This window comes from Amycolatopsis sp. NBC_01488 (assembly GCF_036227105.1).
GTDB lineage: Bacteria > Actinomycetota > Actinomycetes > Mycobacteriales > Pseudonocardiaceae > Amycolatopsis.
Map to the genome: position 1 here is coordinate 3,235,758 of NZ_CP109434.1, position 18,411 is coordinate 3,254,168.

22 protein-coding genes are annotated in these 18,411 nt (G+C 69.9%); 5 read left to right on the forward strand and 17 right to left on the reverse strand.

Annotated elements, in window-relative coordinates; all coding sequences use genetic code 11:
• The first annotated feature begins 83 nt into the window (after window positions 1–83).
• Window positions 84–878, forward strand: coding sequence for an HAD-IIA family hydrolase (locus OG738_RS15695; protein ID WP_329054682.1), 795 nt, complete (start codon window positions 84–86; stop codon window positions 876–878).
• Between the two features lie 37 nt (window positions 879–915).
• On the forward strand, window positions 916–1,716 hold the full coding sequence (locus OG738_RS15700) for a metallophosphoesterase (protein ID WP_329054684.1): 801 nt from the start codon (window positions 916–918) through the stop codon (window positions 1,714–1,716).
• Here OG738_RS15700 and OG738_RS15705 read toward each other — a convergent pair whose 3' ends face one another.
• The 11 genes from OG738_RS15705 to OG738_RS15755 all read right to left on the reverse strand — a co-directional run bounded on the left by OG738_RS15705 (window position 1,717) and on the right by OG738_RS15755 (window position 10,222).
• Window positions 1,717–2,091 (reverse strand): YccF domain-containing protein, encoded by a 375-nt coding sequence (locus OG738_RS15705; protein WP_329054686.1) that lies wholly within the window; start codon window positions 2,089–2,091, stop codon window positions 1,717–1,719.
• The gene (locus OG738_RS15710; RefSeq protein WP_329054688.1) at window positions 2,091–2,840 is read right to left on the reverse strand and encodes a PhzF family phenazine biosynthesis protein; all 750 of its coding nucleotides are present in this window, start codon (window positions 2,838–2,840) and stop codon (window positions 2,091–2,093) included. Before OG738_RS15710 ends, OG738_RS15705 begins: the two co-directional genes overlap by 1 nt.
• Window positions 2,841–2,905: 65 nt before the next feature.
• Window positions 2,906–4,318 carry a hypothetical protein gene (locus OG738_RS15715; protein ID WP_329054689.1) on the reverse strand — a complete coding sequence of 471 codons (1,413 nt, stop codon included), beginning with the start codon at window positions 4,316–4,318 and terminating at the stop codon, window positions 2,906–2,908.
• A 14-nt stretch (window positions 4,319–4,332) separates the two neighbouring features.
• Window positions 4,333–4,905 carry a DUF3558 family protein gene (locus OG738_RS15720; RefSeq protein ID WP_329054691.1) on the reverse strand — a complete coding sequence of 191 codons (573 nt, stop codon included), beginning with the start codon at window positions 4,903–4,905 and terminating at the stop codon, window positions 4,333–4,335.
• On the reverse strand, window positions 4,902–5,444 hold the full coding sequence (locus OG738_RS15725; RefSeq protein ID WP_329054693.1) for a hypothetical protein: 543 nt from the start codon (window positions 5,442–5,444) through the stop codon (window positions 4,902–4,904). The genes OG738_RS15720 and OG738_RS15725 overlap by 4 nt, the downstream gene beginning before the upstream one ends.
• A 24-nt stretch (window positions 5,445–5,468) precedes the next feature.
• On the reverse strand, window positions 5,469–6,158 hold the full coding sequence (locus tag OG738_RS15730; RefSeq protein ID WP_329054695.1) for an ESX secretion-associated protein EspG: 690 nt from the start codon (window positions 6,156–6,158) through the stop codon (window positions 5,469–5,471).
• A 33-nt stretch (window positions 6,159–6,191) separates the two neighbouring features.
• Entirely contained in the window at window positions 6,192–7,388 is a 1,197-nt protein-coding gene (locus OG738_RS15735; RefSeq protein WP_329054696.1) for a hypothetical protein, read from the reverse strand.
• A complete protein-coding gene (locus tag OG738_RS15740) occupies window positions 7,385–7,828 on the reverse strand; it encodes a hypothetical protein (protein WP_329054698.1) in 444 nt (147 codons plus the stop codon). Before OG738_RS15740 ends, OG738_RS15735 begins: the two co-directional genes overlap by 4 nt.
• A complete protein-coding gene (locus tag OG738_RS15745) occupies window positions 7,825–8,400 on the reverse strand; it encodes a 4Fe-4S single cluster domain-containing protein (protein ID WP_329054699.1) in 576 nt (191 codons plus the stop codon). The genes OG738_RS15740 and OG738_RS15745 overlap by 4 nt, the downstream gene beginning before the upstream one ends.
• Window positions 8,388–8,591 carry a DUF2997 domain-containing protein gene (locus OG738_RS15750; RefSeq protein ID WP_329054700.1) on the reverse strand — a complete coding sequence of 68 codons (204 nt, stop codon included), beginning with the start codon at window positions 8,589–8,591 and terminating at the stop codon, window positions 8,388–8,390. The genes OG738_RS15745 and OG738_RS15750 overlap by 13 nt, the downstream gene beginning before the upstream one ends.
• An 8-nt stretch (window positions 8,592–8,599) precedes the next feature.
• A complete protein-coding gene (locus OG738_RS15755; RefSeq protein ID WP_329054701.1) occupies window positions 8,600–10,222 on the reverse strand; it encodes an AAA family ATPase in 1,623 nt (540 codons plus the stop codon).
• A gap of 129 nt (window positions 10,223–10,351) precedes the next feature.
• Here OG738_RS15755 and OG738_RS15760 point away from each other — a divergent pair, with 129 nt between their 5' ends.
• Complete coding sequence (locus OG738_RS15760) at window positions 10,352–12,010, forward strand: AMP-binding protein (protein ID WP_329054703.1); 1,659 nt, start codon at window positions 10,352–10,354, stop codon at window positions 12,008–12,010.
• A gap of 59 nt (window positions 12,011–12,069) precedes the next feature.
• On the opposite strand, the gene OG738_RS15765 is transcribed toward OG738_RS15760, so the two are convergent.
• Both OG738_RS15765 and OG738_RS15770 read right to left on the reverse strand, forming a co-directional pair.
• The gene (locus tag OG738_RS15765; protein ID WP_329054704.1) at window positions 12,070–13,038 is read right to left on the reverse strand and encodes a R2-like ligand-binding oxidase; all 969 of its coding nucleotides are present in this window, start codon (window positions 13,036–13,038) and stop codon (window positions 12,070–12,072) included.
• Entirely contained in the window at window positions 13,035–13,634 is a 600-nt protein-coding gene (locus OG738_RS15770; RefSeq protein ID WP_329054706.1) for a TetR/AcrR family transcriptional regulator, read from the reverse strand. The genes OG738_RS15765 and OG738_RS15770 overlap by 4 nt, the downstream gene beginning before the upstream one ends.
• Window positions 13,635–13,728: 94 nt before the next feature.
• Here OG738_RS15770 and OG738_RS15775 point away from each other — a divergent pair, with 94 nt between their 5' ends.
• On the forward strand, window positions 13,729–14,346 hold the full coding sequence (locus OG738_RS15775; RefSeq protein ID WP_329054707.1) for an HAD family hydrolase: 618 nt from the start codon (window positions 13,729–13,731) through the stop codon (window positions 14,344–14,346).
• On the opposite strand, the gene OG738_RS15780 is transcribed toward OG738_RS15775, so the two are convergent.
• Window positions 14,343–14,579, reverse strand: coding sequence for a hypothetical protein (locus tag OG738_RS15780; protein WP_329054709.1), 237 nt, complete (start codon window positions 14,577–14,579; stop codon window positions 14,343–14,345). The genes OG738_RS15775 and OG738_RS15780 overlap by 4 nt on opposite strands.
• A gap of 231 nt (window positions 14,580–14,810) precedes the next feature.
• Between OG738_RS15780 and OG738_RS15785 the strand changes: the two genes are divergently transcribed.
• Window positions 14,811–15,197, forward strand: coding sequence for a cold-shock protein (locus OG738_RS15785; RefSeq protein ID WP_247025487.1), 387 nt, complete (start codon window positions 14,811–14,813; stop codon window positions 15,195–15,197).
• A 12-nt stretch (window positions 15,198–15,209) separates the two neighbouring features.
• Here the strand turns inward: OG738_RS15785 and OG738_RS15790 are convergent, their stop codons facing one another.
• Genes OG738_RS15790 through OG738_RS15800 form a run of 3 tightly spaced genes read right to left on the reverse strand, consistent with a single transcriptional unit; the run spans window position 15,210 to window position 18,397 of the window.
• On the reverse strand, window positions 15,210–15,686 hold the full coding sequence (locus tag OG738_RS15790) for a DUF2771 family protein (protein WP_329054711.1): 477 nt from the start codon (window positions 15,684–15,686) through the stop codon (window positions 15,210–15,212).
• A 10-nt stretch (window positions 15,687–15,696) separates the two neighbouring features.
• Entirely contained in the window at window positions 15,697–17,580 is a 1,884-nt protein-coding gene (locus OG738_RS15795) for an MFS transporter (RefSeq protein ID WP_329054713.1), read from the reverse strand.
• 49 nt (window positions 17,581–17,629) lie between these two features.
• A complete protein-coding gene (locus tag OG738_RS15800) occupies window positions 17,630–18,397 on the reverse strand; it encodes a glutaminyl-peptide cyclotransferase (protein WP_329054715.1) in 768 nt (255 codons plus the stop codon).
• Between the last annotated feature and the right edge of the window lie 14 nt (window positions 18,398–18,411).

The window sequence follows — 18,411 nt, forward strand, 5'->3', positions numbered from 1 at the left end:
TCCCCTCGCGATACCGGCAATTCCCACTGTAGCCGTTTTCGCCGAGGACCGCAGGTGTCTCGCGCGCGTGATAGGTTCCGCGCATGAACGAACGCCGGTGGACGTATCTCTCCGACATGGACGGCGTCCTGGTCAAGGAGGAGCACCTCGTCCCCGGGGCCGACGAGTTCCTCGCCGAGCTGAAGGCGAACGGCATCGACTTCCTGGTGCTGACGAACAACTCGATCTACACCCCGCGCGACCTGCGGGCCCGGCTGGAGCGCACCGGGCTCGACATCCCGGAGGAGTCGATCTGGACCTCGGCGCTGGCGACCGCGAAGTTCCTCTCGTCGCAGCGGCCGAACGGCTCGGCGTACGTCATCGGCGAAGCGGGTCTCACCACGGCGCTGCACGAGGTCGGCTACGTGCTGACCGAGCGCGACCCGGACTACGTCGTCCTCGGCGAGACCCGCACGTACAGCTTCAGCGCGATCACGCGCGCGATCCGGCTGATCGAGGGCGGCGCGAAGTTCATCGCGACCAACCCGGACGCGACCGGCCCGAGCGTCGAAGGCTCGATGCCCGCGACCGGGTCCGTCGCGGCGCTGATCGAGAAGGCCACCGGGCGCTCGCCGTACTACGTCGGCAAGCCGAACCCGCTGATGATGCGCTCGGCGCTGCGCCGACTGGGCGCGCATTCGGAGTCGACGCTGATGATCGGCGACCGGATGGACACCGACGTGCATTCGGGCATCGAGGCCGGGCTGCAGACCATCCTGGTGCTCACCGGCATCTCCACCCGGGAGTCGGCCGAACGCTATCCCTACCGGCCCACCCTGGTGATCGATTCGATCGCCGACCTGATCGGGCGAACCACGGACCCGTTCGGCGAAGGCTGACGGTGGGCCGGGGCGCGGGAGGGCTTATCGTCACCGGATGAGCAAGTCCACGTACGTAGTGGGCGACGTGCACGGCCACCGTGACGAACTGGCCGAGGCACTGCGCGCCGAAGGCCTCCTCGACGACGAAAACACCTGGTCCGGGGGCGAGGACCAGCTGTGGTTCCTCGGCGACTTCGTCGACCGCGGCCCGGACGGCGTCGGCGCGATCGACCTGGTCATGCGGCTGGAGCAGCAGGCCGCGGCGGCCGGCGGCCAGGTGCAGACGCTGCTGGGCAACCACGAGATCCTGGCGCTGGGGATGTACCACTTCGGCGACGAGCCGGTGCCGTCCGACTTCGGCCCGCGCAGCTTCGCCCGCAGCTGGGAGATCAACGGCGGGCTCCTGTCGGACCAGGACCGCCTGACGCCGGAGCACATCGAGTGGCTTTCCCGGCGTCCGCTGGCGGCGCTGGCGGCCGACCACCTGCTGCTGCACTCCGACACGCTGGAGTACCTGGACTGGGGATCGACGGTCTCGGAGATCAACGAGGCGGCGGCGGACATCCTGGCGGGCTCGGACATCGAGGCGTGGTGGGACGTGTGGCGCCGCATGACGACGCGCTACGCGTTCCGCGGTCCGGAAGGCGAAGAGAACGCGCAGAAGCTGATGGACGCCCTCGGCGGTTCCCGGATCGTGCACGGCCACAGCGTCATCGCCGACCAGCTGGGCATCCACCCGACGCAGATCGAGGGGCCGTTCCTGTACGCGGGCGGCAAGGCGCTGGGCGTCGACGGCGGGTTGTTCGTCGGCGGGCCGTGCCTGGTGGTGGAGCTGCCGTACGAACCGGAGTCGTGATCAGCCGATCTCGACGATCTCCTTGCCGAGCGGCATCAGGGACACCGGGATCATCTTGAAGTTCGCCACGCCGAGCGGGATGCCGATGATCGTGACGCACAGCGCGATGCCCGTGAACACGTGCCCGATCGCCAGCCACAGCCCGGCGAAGAGGAACCAGATGACGTTGCCGACGAAGGACGCCGCGCCCGCGTCGCGGCGTTCGACCACCGTGCGGCCGAACGGCCACAGCGCGTAGCGCGCGATCCGGAACGACGCGAGCCCGAACGGGATCGTCACGATCAGGACGCAGCAGATCACGCCCGCGAGCAGGTAGCCCAGTGCCATCCAGAAGCCGCACAGGACAAGCCAGATGATGTTCAGCAGCGTGCGCATCAGACGTGCAGCTCCCCGCTCACGATCGTGACGGCCTGTCCGGCCAGGTGGACGCGGTCGCCGTACTGGCGGGTCCGGACGATCCCGCCGCGTTCGGAAATCTGGTGGCCGGTGAGTTCGTCGCGCTGGAGCCGTTCGGACCAGTACGGCGACAGGATGCAGTGCGCGGAGCCGGTGACCGGGTCTTCGTCGATGCCGACGCCCGGCGCGAAGAAGCGGCTGACGTAGTCGTCGCCTTTCGCGGTGACCAGCAGGCGGCCGGTCCAGGTGTGCTTGAGCTTCGCGAGGTCGGGTTCGAGGTTCTTGACCGTCTCGGCGTCGGGTAGGACGGCGAAGAGGTTCTCGACGCCGCGTCCGACGTACTCGATCTCGACCCCGGGCAGGATTTCGGACAGGTCGTCGTCGGTCGGGGTCGGCGGGTCGGAGGGGAAGTCCAGCTCGACCCAGCCGTCTTCGGCCTTGGCGCGCAGCTCCCCGCTTTTCGTGGTGTAGGTCTGCTCGCCGCCGAGGACGTGGGTGACCGCGACGGTGGCGTGGCCGCACAGCGCGACTTCGACCGCCGGGGTGAACCACCTGAGCGACTTCGGGCCGGTCGTCGTGGTGACGACGAAGGCGGTCTCGGCGTGCTTCATCTCCGTGGCGACGGCTTGCATCCAGGTGGGGTCGGCGGGTTCGTCCAGGAGGACGACCCCGGCGGAGTTCCCGGCGAAGGCCCGGTCGGTGAAGGCGTCGACGACGAAGAAGCGCATGCTCCCAATGTAGCCCGTGACCTGGGCGTGTTGATCTTTTCTCAGGGAGATTCAGGGGTTGTCCCTTACGACTCCCCGATGGTCGGCTTGACGATCTTCTCGCCGTCCGGGCCGAGTTCGGGCTTGAGGTCGAAGACGTCCTCGTCGACGGCGTACTTGTTCTTGTGCTCTTTGTCGTCTTCCTTCTTCTTGCCGCCGGCCCCCGCACCCGCGGCACCGGCACCTGAGCCCTTGCCCTTCGCGGCCGCGGCGGCGGTGGCACCGCGTTCGAGCCGCTCGCCCGGTGCCTTGCCGCCGGTCTTTCCGGCCCCGGCGGCTTTGCCTTCACCGGGGGCTTCCTTCGGATCGCCGGTGTAGCCACCACCGGAGACGCGGGAGCCGGCGAACCCGCTCCCGGCACGCCCGACACCGGACTTGCCGCGCGTGATGTCTTCGCCTGCGGAGGTGCCGCCGGTGGTGCCGGGCATGGCGAGGCCGTCCGGGGTCATCCGCGGGAAGGCGCTCGGGGAGGGCGTGCCGCGGAAGCCGGTGGTGCCGCCGGTGAAGTTCGTCCCGCCGACCCCACTGGTGGTCCCGGGCTGAACGAAGTTCGGCGGCGTGGTGCCGGGGGGTGCCACTCCGGGTGGGGTCGTGCCTCCGGGGACGTAGCTGCCGCTCGTTCCGCCTGGGCCGGTGCCGCCGACGGTGGGGGTGCCGGTGAAGCTGGTGCTGCTGGTGCCGTGGAATCCGGAGACGGAGGTGGAGTCGCTGCCGAGCTGCGGCGGCGGTGCGTAAGTGGGCTGGGAGCTGGCGGTCTCGTGGTAGGTGCTGTCGAGGTTTTGGAGTACCTGAACGGCTTGCTGGTGCACGGCGTCGGCCTGCTGTTGCTTGGCCTGGATGCCGGCCATGGTGCCGCTCATGCCGATGAGGTCGCCGTTGTTGTACTGCTGTTTGGCCTTGTCGAGCTCGGCTTGCTGGTTGAAGCCGGTGGGCTCGGGCATGTTGGTCTTCGCGTAATGGGCGGCCGCGGACTGCTGGGAGTAGTGATTCGACGCCAACTGCATCGCGTTGCCGGTTTGTTCGGTGTGGCTGGCTGTGTTCTGGAAAAAGCCGTTTGCCTGGTCGGCTGCGGGGCCTTGCCACGAGCCACCGGCTGCGGTGGCGGCGTCGCGGAATTGGTTGGAAGCGTCGGCGAGCCAGTTGCCGTAGGTGTTGGCCACCCTGCTGCGGTCGTTGAGGTCCTCGAGGTTCATGTTCTTGTGGACCATGTCGTACAGCACTTCGTGCGGCTGGTTCGCGTAGTTCTCGTCCGGCGTGGGGGCACCTCCACGCAGGGTTTGCCCTTCCTGCAGGAGCTTTCCCTGGGCAACCGAATAGTCCGACGCCGCTTTCTGGGTTGTCCCCTGTACGTCGGCGCCGTGGCCTTGAAGCTTCTGCTCGGTGGCCGCGTAGTAGTCACCCTCGGACTGGCGATGCTGCGCCCGGTGCGGCTGACTCATGGCTGGACTCCGTATCAGTTGTTCTTGGGCAGCAGGGGTTCGATCTTCTCCGCGAATCTTTCGACGAGTTTGCAAGCGTTCGCTGTATCCGATCCCGACGACACCAGGATCAGGGCTCGGGACGCCGGTTTCACTTCCAGCCAGATGCCACATTGCCCGGGTGACTGCTGCGGTTCCCGTTCCTCGACCGCCGCCCGGCCGTGGACCGATCCTTCGCTCGCCTGACTCGGATTTCCGACGTTGTTCTTGTAGCCGCGGCCGGGTTGAAGCGAGAGTGCGAGATCCACCGGGTTCACATCGCCCGCACGCGGCTTGGTGGCAGCGCAGGTTTCTTTCGCGTCGGCGACAGTGGGAACCGCCGGCGGAAATCCTTGGCCGGTGAGAGCTTGGTCTAAGATCGAGCACGGGTTCATTGAAGCGAAGGGGCTGTCCGGATTGCTGGACGGAGCGGGCGCGCCGGACGTATCCGTTCCACCGACGGTCGAACTCGGGTTCGCCTGGCCGCCCACCTGGTTCGTGCACGCGGCCAAAGCCACTGTCACGCACGCGACGACGGCCAGGAGACCCGGGATGCGTTGAGAGATCACTGCCCCTGCAGATTCTTGTTCAGCGCGGTGAACGCCACGGTGTGGGCGTCTTCGGTTTCGCGGTAGTTCTTTCGGGCGATGACCATCGCCTCACGCGCGTCTTCTACCCCGCGTCTCATGAGGAGGAGATTGGGGATCAACGCCTCCGGGTCGCCATCGGCCACCGTCGCGTTGAACTGGGCGACGGCCTTGGCGTAGGTGCTGCCGCCCATCTGAGCCGCGCCTGCGAGAACTCGCACGTCGCGGATCATCTTGTCGTAGCCGTCGATGAAGAAGTCGCAGGCCTTGATGTATGCCTGGAACCCCTCCTCGTTCACCGCGAACTTGCCGCCCTCGGCGAGAGCCTTGAGGTTGCTGCCGCCTGTGCTTACCTGCTTGGCCGCTTCGGCATCCGCTGGTCCGGCAATCACGCCCGAGAGGAAGTTGGAGCCCGCATCACCGGCCGCCGGTGGGGGCGTGAACGATCCCGGCGCGCCGAACTGCGAACCGCCCATGACGCCCTCCCAGTCGTCGATACCACCCTGCGTGGTCTCTCGCACTGTACTAGTGACGAACCGTCGACGTCAGTGGTTCCGGCCACGCTCGTGGAGCCACGTGCGCAGGTGAGAACCATCCGATGGGGTGAACGTCACCCGGGTTTCGCCGCCCGTTAAGGCCTCGCTGAACATCAGGAACCGGCCGCCCGCGTTGTCGACGAACGTCACCGTGCCTACCGGCTGCAAAGACGCACGACGCACTGACAACTCGAACGTGCCGTAGCGGTGCAGGGGCCACGACGAGAACTCCGTCGCCGCGTCCGCGTCGCGGCGGGTGCCCGGCTCGGTGAACGTCAGCTCCGCCAACGGCACCGGGCGGTACGCGGGGAGCATGCCCACCACCAGGTCGACCAGGCGGTCCGGGCGGGTCTGGGCGAACAGGATCTCCTCGCCCGCCAGCTCCGAAAACACGCCCAGGCCGTGGCCGATCGCCGCGCGGTAGAACACCTGGCGGCCCTCCTCGGCCGCGCGGACGATGATCAGCACGTCCGGCTGGGTCCACGCCCGGAGTGTCTGCTCCACCTCGATGTCCAGCTTTTCCGGGCCCGCCAGGCCTCGTGACCGCATCGACTCCCACGAACGAGAAGCGATGCGCTCGTGCTCCGCCAGCGTGCGGCCGGGGCTGCGGATCTCGAACGGGTGCCAGTTCGCCGGAAGGCCGGTACGCCGGACCGCCGCGTCGACCTCAGCCAGGCCCAGTGCAAATTCCTCCGGCACGTCCCCGAGCGTAGCGGACCGGCCACCCCGCGCTCAGATGTCGAGCTGCCGCACACCCGTCTCGCGCAACGGCACCCGGCCGGCCCTCGCCCGTTTGCGCAAGCGGACGATTTCGTGCGGCTGTAACCCGATCGCGACGCCGAACGCCTCCACGTCCGGGAACCCGCCCTGCCGCTGCCGCAGCTCCAGCGCCTTGGCCACCTGCTCCGGGGAGAGCAGGCGCGCCAGCTCCGGCCCCGAAGCCGCGTTGATATCCACCAACGGAACAGCAACAGCAACAGGCGGCGGAGCCAGCGGGACCTCGTCGGCCGGGACGTAGGTCTCGATCCGGTCGTTCTGCCGCAGGTCCCGGAACGCCAGCCCGACGGTGAACGTCCGCACGCCGCCGTTCGTCCGCACCGCGACGCCGCCGCGGGCCAGCGACAGGATCCGCAGGTCCGCCGCGACGACCGTGCTCCGCTCGTTGAACGTCGTCCCCGCCGGCCGCAGCACGCGTGCCCGCGAGCCCACGGTGAACAGCGAAGCCGGCCCCTCCGGGACCTCGACCGCCGCGACCACCGAACCGTTGCCCAGGTCGTTCAGGCCGTGCACCACCGCGACGCCTTCCCGCCGCTCCAGGTGTTCGCGCGCGGGCTCGTCGAACGCCCTCAGCACGTCGCCCGCCATGGGCGGCACGTCGCACTGGAAGCCGAGCAGCACCGTGCCCTGGCGCCCGGCCGGCAGTTCCTCCACCGGTCCGGGACCGAACAGCCCGAGCACCCGCATCGGCTGGCCTCCGCGCGGCAAGGCCGTCAACGCGCCGAAGCGCAGGACACCCTCCCGGACGAGCACCTGCACGTGGAACCCGGTCAGCTGGTCGTACGCCGGCGCGACGACCTGCGCCAACCCCTCCTGACGGCTCAAGTCGGGGCCGACGGCGTCGTCGGTGTACAGCTCCAGCGCGTCGCCGCTCCCGACGTCGCGCCGCCCGATCGCCACGAAGACGTCCTTGAGGAACCCGGCGTCGGTCACCGGCTCGACCTCGCTCGAGAAGAACTTCTTCCGCACCATGATCCCGAGGCGCAGGTTGTCCGCGAGGATCCGGTCGGCGCGCTTCAGCCGCGCGCGGGCGCCGCGGACCGCGCGCCCGAGGCTCACCTGCCCGCCGGGCAGCTCCCCGAGGCCGGGGAGGGAGACCGAGTCGTTGAGCGCCTTCCCGAACTCGATCAGCCCGACCCTGACCTCGGTCACGAGGTGGCGGCCAGGGTGACGCTGATCGACTGGTCGGCGTTGACGCGCTCGGACTCGACGACCATCCCGTTGGACGCCGCGCGCTCCTTGAGCCGGGCGAGAACAGCGCGCTGCACTTCGGCCGCGTACGCCTCGTCGACGGACAGGACCAGCCGCTGGGCTTCGGCTTCGGCGAGGCCGGGGCCGTCGACGTGGGCCACCTGGACGCCGTCGGGGCCGTAGCCGAACGTGATCCGCCGTCCTTCCCACGCGGCGACGACGGCCGTGCCGTCGTCGGTGACCTGCGCCCGCAGCCCGGTCAGGGCGCGGGCGAGCAGGTCGCGGTGGCGCATCCGGGTCCGCACGGTGACGACGCCGGGCTGCGCCTGCGTGTGCGCGGCGATCGTCGCGGCGTTGAGCTGGGCCAGCGCCTCACTGCGCAGCTTGAGCGTGACGCTCATCGGTGATCCCTTTCGAGCAGCGCTTCGAGTACTTCGGTGGTGGCGAACCCGTTCAGCTCGATCGCGCCGTCCGGGGCGATCGTCAGTTCCAGGCGGTTCGGGGTGGTGAAGATCGACTCGTCGTAGCGGTCGGTCAGGAAGTGGAACCGCTGGTTCACCGAGCCCACCCACGGCCGCGACGGTTCCGGCCGGTCGGCGAGAAAAGGGCCGTCCACCAGCAGATCCGTCGAGTCCAGGAGCTTCGACGGCGGCAGTTCCTCCAGGACGTGCCCGGTGAACGTCATCACCGAAAGCCCCGCCGAGCGCACCGCGGAGGCGAAGAGCCCCAGCGGCTCCGGCTGGTCGAACGGCTCGCCGCCGAGCAGCGTGACGCCCTCGATGCCGTCGATCGCCACCACGCGCGAAACCAGCTCCTGCCACGGGACGAGCGTGCCGCCGCGGGTCGTCCACGTCTGCGGGTTGAAGCAGCCGGGGCAGCGCACCGAGCAGCCCTGCGTCCACACCGCGCACCGCAGGCCGGGGCCTTCGGCCGCGGTGACGTCGACGATCCGGTGGAGGTTCAGGAGTTCCATTGCGACTGCTGCTGCGAAGCCGTGTTCTCCGCGGACGCCGACGTGCGCCGGTAGTCCTCGGTGAACTCCGACGTCACGGTCTCCGCGCCGAGCAGGTCCTCCAGCAGCGGGATGTAGTCGAGGCACTTGGACCCGGTCATGCCGTGGGTTTCGGCGCTGATCGAGCCGTCCTTGCCGATCGTGACGGTCACGCGGTGCGTCATACGTCGATCGCCCTTCCCCTCGGGGACTCCGGCAGCGGCGGCGCGACGGGTGCCGCGTCGACCTCCGCTTCGGTGTCCGTCGCCGCGACGGCCCGGGTCTGCGCCCAGTTCCGGATGGCCAGGATCTCGTCGGCCTGGGTGACCGACAGCGGCACGGTCGACTTGACCGCCCGCACCAGGTCGTCGCGCCGCAGCGGCCGCTGCTCGGCGAACGCGTCGACCAGCCCGGCCAGCACCGCCTGCTCGATTTCGGCGCCGCTGTAGCCCGCGCTGACGTCGGCCAGTTCGGTGCACAGCGCGTCGTCGAGCCGCAGCTCACTCGCGACGAACTGGTCGGTGACGCGCCGGCGCAGGTGGATCCGCCAGATCGCCACGCGCTCGGGAGCCGACGGCAGGTCGACGAAGAAGATCTCGTCGAAGCGGCCCTTGCGGAGGAATTCCGGCGGCAGCGAGCCGACCTGGTTCGCCGTCGCCATCACGAACACCGGCGCCGTCTTCTCCTGCATCCACGACAGGAACGTGCCGAAGACGCGCCGCGCGGTGCCGCCGTCGCCACCGCCGCCCGCGCCGGCGAGGCCCTTCTCGATCTCGTCGACCCACAGCACGCACGGCGCGATGCCTTCCGCGGTGCGGATGACCGTGCGGATGTTCTTCTCGCTGGAGCCGACCAGCCCGGCGAAGACGCGGCCGAGGTCCAGGCGCAGCAGCGGCAGCCGCCACATGTTCGCGACGCACACCGCGGACAGACTCTTGCCGCAGCCGGGGACGCCGGTGAGCAGCAGGCCCTTCGGCGCGGCGAGGTTGTACGCCGCCGCGGCGGGCGTCCAGGTGCCGGTGCGCTTGGTGAGCCACCGCTTGAGCCGGTCGAGGCCGCCGACGGCGTCGAAGCTGGTGTCCGCGGGCACGATGTCGAGCATGCCGGACCGCCGGACGGCCTGGCGCTTCTCGGCGAGGATCAGCTCCAGGTCGCTGGGGTCGAGGCCGCCGCCTTCGACCAGGGCCCTGGCGAACGCGTTTTCGGCTTCGGGGAGGGTGAGGCCGCGCGCGGCGGCGACGATCCGGTCGCGGTCCTCGTGGTCGATGCTGATCCGGACGTGCTGCCGGTGCGCGGCGACCATGCCGTCGAGCAGCTCGCCGATCTGGCGCTGGTCGGGCAGCGGGAAGTCGACGACGGTTGCGTCGTGCTCCAGCTCCGGCGGCACGGGCAGCGAGGGCGACACGAGGATCAGGCCGAGCGGCACCGGCCGCGTCTTGAACGCGGCGGCGACCTCCCGCAGCCTCCGCACGACCTCCGGATCCGGCCGGTGCCCGCCCTCGGAGACCAGTTGGGGGTGCAAGTCGACGAAGACGAAGACGGCGGGCTCACCCCAGCCGTAGACGCGTTCGAGCGCGGCGGACGCGGCGCGGGTCTCGGAGATCGGCGGCCCGCCGGCGGGGGCGAGCCCGGTGGTGGACGACCAGACGTAGACGCGCCGCGGCGTGCGGAGCCGCTGCTGGTCCTCCGCGACCGCGCGGATCTCCCGGATCACCCGCTGCTCTTCGTGCGTCTCGACGACCAGCAGCGGGTACCGCGCCTGCAGCAACTGGGTCAGCTCATCGCGAAACCCCTGGCCGGCCATCGATCGCCCCCTCGAAGTCCGCCCGGACCTTACCAGCGCTTCGATCTCGAAACGGCTCCGAGCGGTCGCGACCGGCGGGTTCGGTTCCTAGACTCGGGTCGCCCGACGAAGACGTCCCTGGGAGGCACCATGCCCGACGCGCCCGCCCTGCCGAGCTATGCCTCGGGGATCTCCGAGGTCCCGCTGCTCGGGGACACCATCGGCGACAACTTCGACCGGACGGTGGCCGCGTACCCCGACCGCGACGCCCTCGTCGACCGCACCGCCGGCCGCCGGTGGACCTACCGGGAGCTGGCCGCCGAGGTGAACGCGCTCGCGCTGGGGCTCGTCGCGCAGGGCATCGGCAAGGGCGACCGGGTGGGGATCTGGTCGCCGAACCGGGCCGAGTGGACCTTCCTGCAGTACGCGACGGCCAAGATCGGTGCGATCCTCGTCAACATCAACCCCGCGTACCGCTCGCACGAGCTGGAGTACGTGCTCAACCAGGCCGGGATCCGCCTGCTCGTCGCTTCCGACAAGTTCAAGACCTCCGACTACCCGGCGATGGTCGACGAAGTCCGCGAGAAGTGCGCCGCGCTCGAGCACGTCGTCATCCTGGGCACCGACGGCTGGCAGGCGCTGGTGGACGCGGGCTGGCAGGGCGACCCGGCGCAGCTGGCGCACCTGCAGGCCGGGCTCTCGGCCGACGACCCGATCAACATCCAGTACACCTCGGGCACGACCGGGTTCCCCAAGGGCGCCACGCTGTCCCACCACAACATCCTCAACAACGGCTACTTCGTCGGCGAGCTGTGCACCTACACCGAATACGACAAGGTGTGCATCCCGGTGCCCTTCTACCACTGCTTCGGCATGGTGATGGGCAACCTCGCGTGCACCAGCCACGGCTCGTGCATGGTGATCCCGGCTCCGGCGTTCGACCCGAAGGCCACCCTCGAAGCCGTCGCCGCCGAGCAGTGCACGTCGCTCTACGGCGTGCCGACGATGTTCATCGCCGAGCTGAACCACCCGGACTTCGCGAGCTTCGACCTGTCGTCGCTGCGGACCGGGATCATGGCCGGGTCACCGTGTCCGGTCGAGGTGATGAAGCAGGTCATCGATCGGATGGGCATGACCGAGGTGTCGATCTGCTACGGCATGACCGAGACGTCGCCGGTGTCGACGCAGACCCGTGCGGACGACTCGGTCGAGCGCCGCGTGTCGACGGTTGGGCGGGTCGGGCCGCACCTGGAGGTCAAGGTCGTCGACCCGGAGACCGGGCTGACGGTGCCGCGCGGCGAGCCGGGCGAGCTGTGCACGCGCGGGTATTCGGTGATGCTCGGGTACTGGGAGCAGCCGGACAAGACGGCGGAAGCGATCGACAAGGCGCGCTGGATGCACACGGGCGACCTGGCGATCATGGACGGCGACGGCTACCTCAACATCACCGGCCGCATCAAGGACATGGTCATCCGCGGCGGCGAAAACCTGTACCCGCGCGAGATCGAGGAGTTCCTCTACACGCACCCGGACATCCTCGACGCGCAGGTCATCGGCGTCCCGGACGAGAAGTACGGCGAAGAGCTGATGGCCTGGATCCGCATGCGCGAAGGCGCTTCGCCGTTGACCGCGGAGAAGGTGCGCGAGTTCTGCGAAGGCAAGCTCGCGCGGTACAAGATCCCGCGGTACGTCCACATCGTCGACGAGTTCCCGATGACCGTCACCGGCAAGGTCCGCAAGGTCGAGATGCGCGAGAAGTCGATCAGCTTGCTGGGCCTGGAAGAAGCGGCGTCGGCGAAGCACGCCTGAGGGTCATGAGGGCACCTTCATGGCGTTGAAGGCGATGAAGGTGCCCCTCATGGCACGCGTCAGCCGACCGCTGCGGCTGCCTCGGCGATCGCCTTCGCGTCCTCTTCGCCGAACGTCTCCTCCAGTTGCTCCGGCGAATAGTCGACGTCGATCTGCTCCACCGGCATCCCGCGGGCCGACTCGATCGCACCCAGCCGGCGCTGGGCACGATCCGCCGCGTACTGGACGATCTCCTGCGGGTCGTTGTCGAAGGGCAGTTCCTCGAACTGGTCCTGCACCCACTGGATCATGTTGAGCGCGTGGGGAAGCAGCTCGCCCATCCGCTGCTGGACCGCGTCCCACAGGGAGTCGTCGGCGGCGACGTGCCGGCGGCAGGTGAACGTGCCCCACGCCATGTGGCGGCGCTCGTCGTCGCCGATGCGGCGGACCAGCTCCTGCATGCCCGGCAGGATGTCGTGCTGGGTGCAGATCAGCTGCCACGAGTAGTAGCCCGTCAGCGCGAGGCTGCCCTCGATCACGTGGTTGTACGTCACGCTCGCCCGGATCTGGTTGAGCGGGCTCGGGTCGTCTTCCAGCGCGCGCAGCGACTGCGGTAGTTCTTCGTAGAACAGCTTGCGGTAGTGCGGGTTCTCCGCGACGTACGGGTGCAGGTCCTGGGTCAGCCCGACGGCGTCCATCCAGCGCCGGAACACTTCCGTGTGCTTGGCTTCCTCGAAGCAGAACTGGGTCAGGTACATCTCGTCGCCGAAGCGGCCGGTCGCCGACATCGCGCGCATGAACGGCTGGATGTCTTCGGTGACGGCCTCTTCGCCGGCGATGAACTGCGCGACCAGGTACGTCGTGCTGCGCTGCTGCTCGGGGTTGAGCGTGTCCCAGCCTTCGCGTTCGCGGCTGAAGTCGATGTCGGCCGGGTTCCAGAACTTCTTGTTGCCCTTGACGAACAGCCGCAGCGGGAACGAGTCCCAGTTCAGCCCGCCCTTGCGCAGCGAGGAGAAACCGGTCCGGAGTTCGGAGAGCGTGTCGGTCATCGTGTTACTCCATTGTGGACGAATTGGCGGATGGCGGGTGCCATGACCGCGGTGACGGCGTCGGCCGCCTCCGTCGCCGAGTGCGTCGGAAGCACCAGGTGCGACAGGGAAAGCCGCACCACGGTCTCCGCGAGCAGCGCGGCGGCCTCGGCGGACAGCGCCGGTTCGAATTCGCGGTACTGCTCGGCGGCGAGATCGGCGGCCGCGGTCAGGATCGGCTCGCCCCTGGTCGTGAGCAGCGGCAGCAGGTCCTCGCCCGCTTCGGTACCGAGCGCCGCCGCGACCAGGCGGTTCTCCCGCGCGTGCTCGATCGTGTAGACGACGGCGTGGTGGATGCCCGCGAGGAGCCCGTCCGCCGTCTCGAACCGCTGCCGGATCCCGTCGAGGAACTCCGACGCGGTGCGCAGCGCCACCGCCTGGGTCAGCGCCGCCTTGTTGCCGAACTCGTTGTAGACGGTCTGCCTGCTCACCCCGGCCCGCGCCGCGACGTCGGCCATCCGCAGGCCCGCGTAACCGGCCTCCGGCAGCAGGTCGGCGGCGGCGTCGAGCAGCGCTTCCCGCAGGGACGCCTTCGTCCGGTCAGTGAAGCTGGTCACACCCTCACTTTGACACAGATGACTCTGCTGTCAAGACGCTGTACATGATCAGACGGTGTGTAAATCTGTCGGTGGTGGCAGCTACGGTGCAGGTGTGGGCATCACCGTGGGGTTCGACCTCGACATGACACTGATCGACGCGCGGCCGGGCATGGCCGCGGCGATGAACGCGCTCGGCGTCGAATCCGGCCTGCCGCTGGACGGCGACGCGTTCGCGGCCAACCTCGGCCCCCCGCTGGACGACATCCTGCGCGGCTTCGAGGCGCCCGAGGAACGCATCCCCGGCCTCGTCGACCGGTTCCGCGCGCTGTACCCCGAGATGGTCGTGCCGAGCACGGTCGCGCTGCCGGGCGCGGTCGAGTCGCTGCGCGCGGTCCGGAAAGCCGGCGGGCGCACGCTGGTCGTCACCGGCAAGTACGGGCCCAACGCGCAGCTGCACGTGGACGCGCTCGGCCTGGACGTCGACGAAGTCGTCGGCGAGCTGTGGTCGACGCGGAAGGCGGAGGCGCTCCTGGCGCACGACGCGCGCGTGTATGTCGGAGATCACGCCGGCGACATCCGGGGAGCGCTGGCCGCCAACGCGATCGCGGTCGGCGTCACGACGGGTCCGTGCGACCGCACGCTCCTGCTCAGCGAAGGAGCGGAGGTGGTGTTCGAGTCGCTGACGGAGTTCCCGGACTGGTTCGAGAAGACCTTCGCGGCCGTCTCTTAGTTCTTGCCGCGCGCCTCGCGGACCAGCGCGATCAAGCCCAGCAGCAGCCCAAGCGGGGTGACGACACCGGCGGCGACCGACAGCCAGATCGGCAGGTTCTCCAGGCCGGCGGCGAACATGATGAACACGGCGAGCACGGCGAGCATGCCGAGGCCGAACAGCCCGATGCCGATGCGCATCAGGAACGGTTTGCCGGGGGCTGCCACAGCGGCCTCCTTCGTCGCGGTCTTCATGACGCAGAGGGTACTGATCGGGCCAAAAGCAGGCCGCCCCACGCGGCAAAGTGCCGTTGCTGCGAAGTCTTTCGGCCGTGACTGCGGCCGGATCAGTACCGGTCGGCACAGTATCCGCCGGTATCGACTTCTCCCCAGGGCCTGTGGCGAGATACCCTTTACCCAGCGCGCCCTGGGTACGCCCTGGGCGCGTTCGTCGTGAGCGGGACAGCAGAAGGATTGGTGAGGGAAGTGCCGACCGGCAAGGTCAAGTGGTACGACGCGGAGAAGGGGTTCGGCTTCGTCACGCAGGACGGTGGCGCCGACGTCTACATCCGCAAGGCCGCGCTGCCGCAGGGCGTCGAGGGGCTCAAGGCCGGTCAGCGGCTGGAGTTCGGCGTCGCCGACGGCCGCCGCGGTCCGCAAGCGCTTTCCGTCCGGCTGCTCGACCCGCCGCCGTCCGTCGTCGAGGCGCGCCGCCGCCCCGCGGAGGAGCTGCACGGCCTGATCGAGGACATGATCAAGCTCCTCGAGCTGAAGGTGCAGCCGGACCTGCGGCGCAACCGCTACCCGGACCGGAAGCACACCAAGCAGATCGGCGAGATCATGCGCGCGGTCGCCCGGGACCTCGATCCCTAAAACACTCGAGCCCTAAGCCTCGAGGCGCAGGCCCCACACGTCGCTGGGCAGCAGGCCCGACTCGCCGGTGCTCGAGTTCAGCACGGCCGTGTACTTCTGCACGTCGACCGCCGAGATGCGGTCGGCGGGCGTCGGCGGCGTCACCGTGTACGCGTAGCGGTCCAGCGACGTGAACGGGATCGGGTCGCTCTGCTTGTACTCGCCCTGCGGGGTCACGTACTCGTAGACGATCTGCCACGGCGCGTCCGCGACCTCGCCGGGCACCGAGATCTGCACGGGCCTGCCCGGGCGGACCTTCAGCGTCTGCGTGTCGCCCTTGGCGCTGCACGGCTGCGCGAGCTGCTGGGAATAGTCACACGTCAGCACGGGCGTGGTGGTGATGGTGTGGCCGTCGGCGAAGAAGGTGACCTCGGCCGGGCCGGGCGCCGAGCACCCGGCCACCGCGAACCCACCGGCCGCAAGCAGGGCCACCACCCGGGAACGTCGCATGCGCCGGAGCCTACCGGCGAGGCGTCGGGTCCCTGGGCAGGCCCTGGGCCGGGAAGCTGCCGGTCGGCTCCGGACGCAGCGGCCGGTCGCCGCCGAGACCCGGCACGAGCGAGCCGCCGCGGCGCACCAGGTACGTCTGGGTCGTCCCGACCGCCAGCAGGATCGTGATGACCATGAAGCCGATCCAGTACGTCGGCGGCAGCAGCAGGCCGATCGCGCCGCCGAAGCACCAGGCCAGCTGCAGCACGGTCTCCGAGCGGCCGAACGCCGACGCGCGCGACTCCTCGGGCAGGTCCTCCTGGATGACGGCGTCGAGGCTGATCTTGGCCAGCGCGCTGGCCGTCGCGCCGACCAGGCCGACGATCGCGGCCGTGGCGAGGCCGGGCAGGACCGTCGCGACCAGCGCGGCCAGCACGCAGCCCGCCACGCACCCGACGATCACCTGGTCCGGGCTGCCGAAGTGCAGGCGCGAGCCCAGCGCGTTGCCGAGGAAGCCGCCGGCCCCCGCGGCGGCGCCGATCACGCCGAGCAGCAGCAACTGCATGAACGGCGTCTGCCCGCTGCCTTCGGTCTGGGCCTTCACCGCGAACGCGGCGAACATCATGAGGAAGCCGGTGAGCACGCGCACCGAGCCGTTGCCCCACAGGGCGACGACGATGTGGCGCCCCATCGGCTGGCGGCGCTTCTTCTCCGTCGGGTGGGCCCAGAGCGACGTCGGGACCTCGCCCTCGGTCGCCTCGACCCAGGCCGGGATCCGCATCGACTGCACGGCGGCGGCAACGCAGATCAGCGCCGTGAACCACAGCGCGCCCGCGGCGCCGGAGATCGCGTTGACGCCGCTGGCCAGCGCGCCGAACACGCCGGCGGCGACCAGCCCGAACGTCGTCAGGCGGGCGTTGGTCTTGGAAAGCGTGATCTCCGAGGGCAGCACCCGCGGTGTCACCGCGGCCTTGAGCACGGTGAACGACTTCGACAGCACCATCATCCCGAGCGCGGCCGGGTAGAGCAGCCAGTCGTCGAAGTGCAGGGCCATCACGACGGCCATCAGGCCCTGGCCGATCGAAGACGCGCACATCGCCAGCCGCCGGCCCCGCTGCACCTTGTCGAGCGCGGGGCCGATCACCGGCGCGACCAGCGCGAACGGCGCGATCGTGATGAGCAGGTAGAGCGCGACCTTGCCCTTGCTCTCGCCGCTGGTCGCGGCGAAGAACAGGGTGTTGGCCAGCGCGATCGCCATCGCCGCGTCGCTCGCGTAGTTCAGCATCACGGCGTAGGTCAGCGAGGTCAGGCCGGACTTCTCGGCGCCGTCGGCCTTCGTCGCGCGCTGGAACGCGCCGACGGCCTGGCCGGTCAGCTGCCGGCTGCGCATCGCCGCGACCCGGGTGACGGTGATCTTCTTCGGCAGCTTCGGCGTGCCGCCCGGGGTCCGCGGTTCTTCCCGCGGCGGCTGCGGTTCCGGCTCGGGCGGCCGCGGCTCGCCCGCGTAGCCGCCGGTGTCGTAGTGCTCGTACTCACCACTGCCGGGACGGCGTTCACCCTGGTAGAAGCCGGGCGGTCCCTCGCGGCGGACGGGCTCGGTGCGGTTCGGGTCGTACGGCCGCGCACCACGCGGGGGTGGTCGGTGTCCCCTCGGCGCGGCGGCGGTCGGGGCCTCGTTCGCGTTCGGCACGCGGTCGTCGTAGTGGCCCCCACGCGGGGGCGGCGGCGGGACCGGCCGTGCGACGCGGGTGGGCGGCGGCGCGCTCTGGTGCTCGACGCGGGTGGGCTGCGGGGCGACCGCGTCCCGCCACGGCTTGGCCTGGCCCGCGCCGGGCTCCGGCGTCCAGCGCCGCTTCGGCTTCCGGCCGCGCGACTGCGAGCCGGAGCCGTCGGAGCGGGAGCCGAAGAGTGCCACGTCTCAATCCTGCCTTACCGGGGGTCGGTTCCGCCTGCTCATCCGTGCTTCAGGTGCTCTTCGGGACAAACCTCACCCGGAACGTGACCTGCCACTGCTTCCCGGTGAGGAGGAATTCGTCCGTGCCCGGCACGGCGGCTATGCCGTTGAGCACGTCCTCGCTGTCGGTTGTGTTCACCTGGGCGCGGAGCTGACCGGCGTCGATCGTCCCGGTGACGTGTCCGGTGGCGGCGTCGATCCGCAGGATGGTGTCGGTGTGCCAAACGTTTGCGTAGACGTCGCCGCCGACGCACTCGAGCTCGTTGAGCTGGTCGCGCCCGACGTCGACGCTCCCGGTGACGGCGAAGGTCTTCGGGTCGCGGAAGGTCAGCCGGGCCGAGCCGTTGCTCATGACGAGCCGGCCGCCGGGCTGGTGGCACAGGCCCCAGCCTTCGCCTTGGTAGCCGACTCGGCGCAGCTCGGCGAGGGTTTTCGAGTCGCGTTCGATGGCGAAGCCGTCCTGCCAGGTGAGCTGCCACAGCGTCGGCCCGAGGACGGTGACGCCCTCGCCGAAGAGGGGCGGGGGGAGGGTGGCTTTCGTGGTGGGCGGTCCGCCGGGTGGTCCCGCGGTGAGCGTCGACTGCCCGGCGAGGCCGGTGCTTTCGTAGAGGGTGCCGCCGGCGAACTCGAGGCCTTCGGTGAAGGCGGCAGGGTCGTGGGGCAGGGTCGAGACGACCTGGACGGTGAGCTGCTCGGGGCTCGTCTCCTGGCCGGGGGCACCGGCACAGCCGCCCAGCGCGGCGGCCAGCAGCAGCGTGGTGATGATCGGCGTGCGCACAGGAACAGCCTGGC

Excerpts from the sequence above, each read along its gene's own strand:
- OG738_RS15700 (WP_329054684.1), top strand. The coding sequence starts at position 916 with ATGAGCAAGTCCACGTACGTAGTGGGCGACGTGCACGGCCACCGTGAC.
- OG738_RS15705 (WP_329054686.1), bottom strand. The coding sequence starts at position 2,091 with ATGCGCACGCTGCTGAACATCATCTGGCTTGTCCTGTGCGGCTTCTGG.
- OG738_RS15710 (WP_329054688.1), bottom strand. The coding sequence starts at position 2,840 with ATGCGCTTCTTCGTCGTCGACGCCTTCACCGACCGGGCCTTCGCCGGG.
- OG738_RS15780 (WP_329054709.1), bottom strand. The coding sequence starts at position 14,579 with ATGAAGACCGCGACGAAGGAGGCCGCTGTGGCAGCCCCCGGCAAACCG.
- OG738_RS15790 (WP_329054711.1), bottom strand. The coding sequence starts at position 15,686 with ATGCGACGTTCCCGGGTGGTGGCCCTGCTTGCGGCCGGTGGGTTCGCG.
- OG738_RS15765 (WP_329054704.1), bottom strand. The coding sequence starts at position 13,038 with ATGACCGACACGCTCTCCGAACTCCGGACCGGTTTCTCCTCGCTGCGC.
- OG738_RS15760 (WP_329054703.1), top strand. The coding sequence starts at position 10,352 with ATGCCCGACGCGCCCGCCCTGCCGAGCTATGCCTCGGGGATCTCCGAG.
- OG738_RS15740 (WP_329054698.1), bottom strand. The coding sequence starts at position 7,828 with ATGAGCGTCACGCTCAAGCTGCGCAGTGAGGCGCTGGCCCAGCTCAAC.
- OG738_RS15715 (WP_329054689.1), bottom strand. The coding sequence starts at position 4,318 with ATGAGTCAGCCGCACCGGGCGCAGCATCGCCAGTCCGAGGGTGACTAC.
- OG738_RS15755 (WP_329054701.1), bottom strand. The coding sequence starts at position 10,222 with ATGGCCGGCCAGGGGTTTCGCGATGAGCTGACCCAGTTGCTGCAGGCG.
- OG738_RS15695 (WP_329054682.1), top strand. The coding sequence starts at position 84 with ATGAACGAACGCCGGTGGACGTATCTCTCCGACATGGACGGCGTCCTG.
- OG738_RS15745 (WP_329054699.1), bottom strand. The coding sequence starts at position 8,400 with ATGGAACTCCTGAACCTCCACCGGATCGTCGACGTCACCGCGGCCGAA.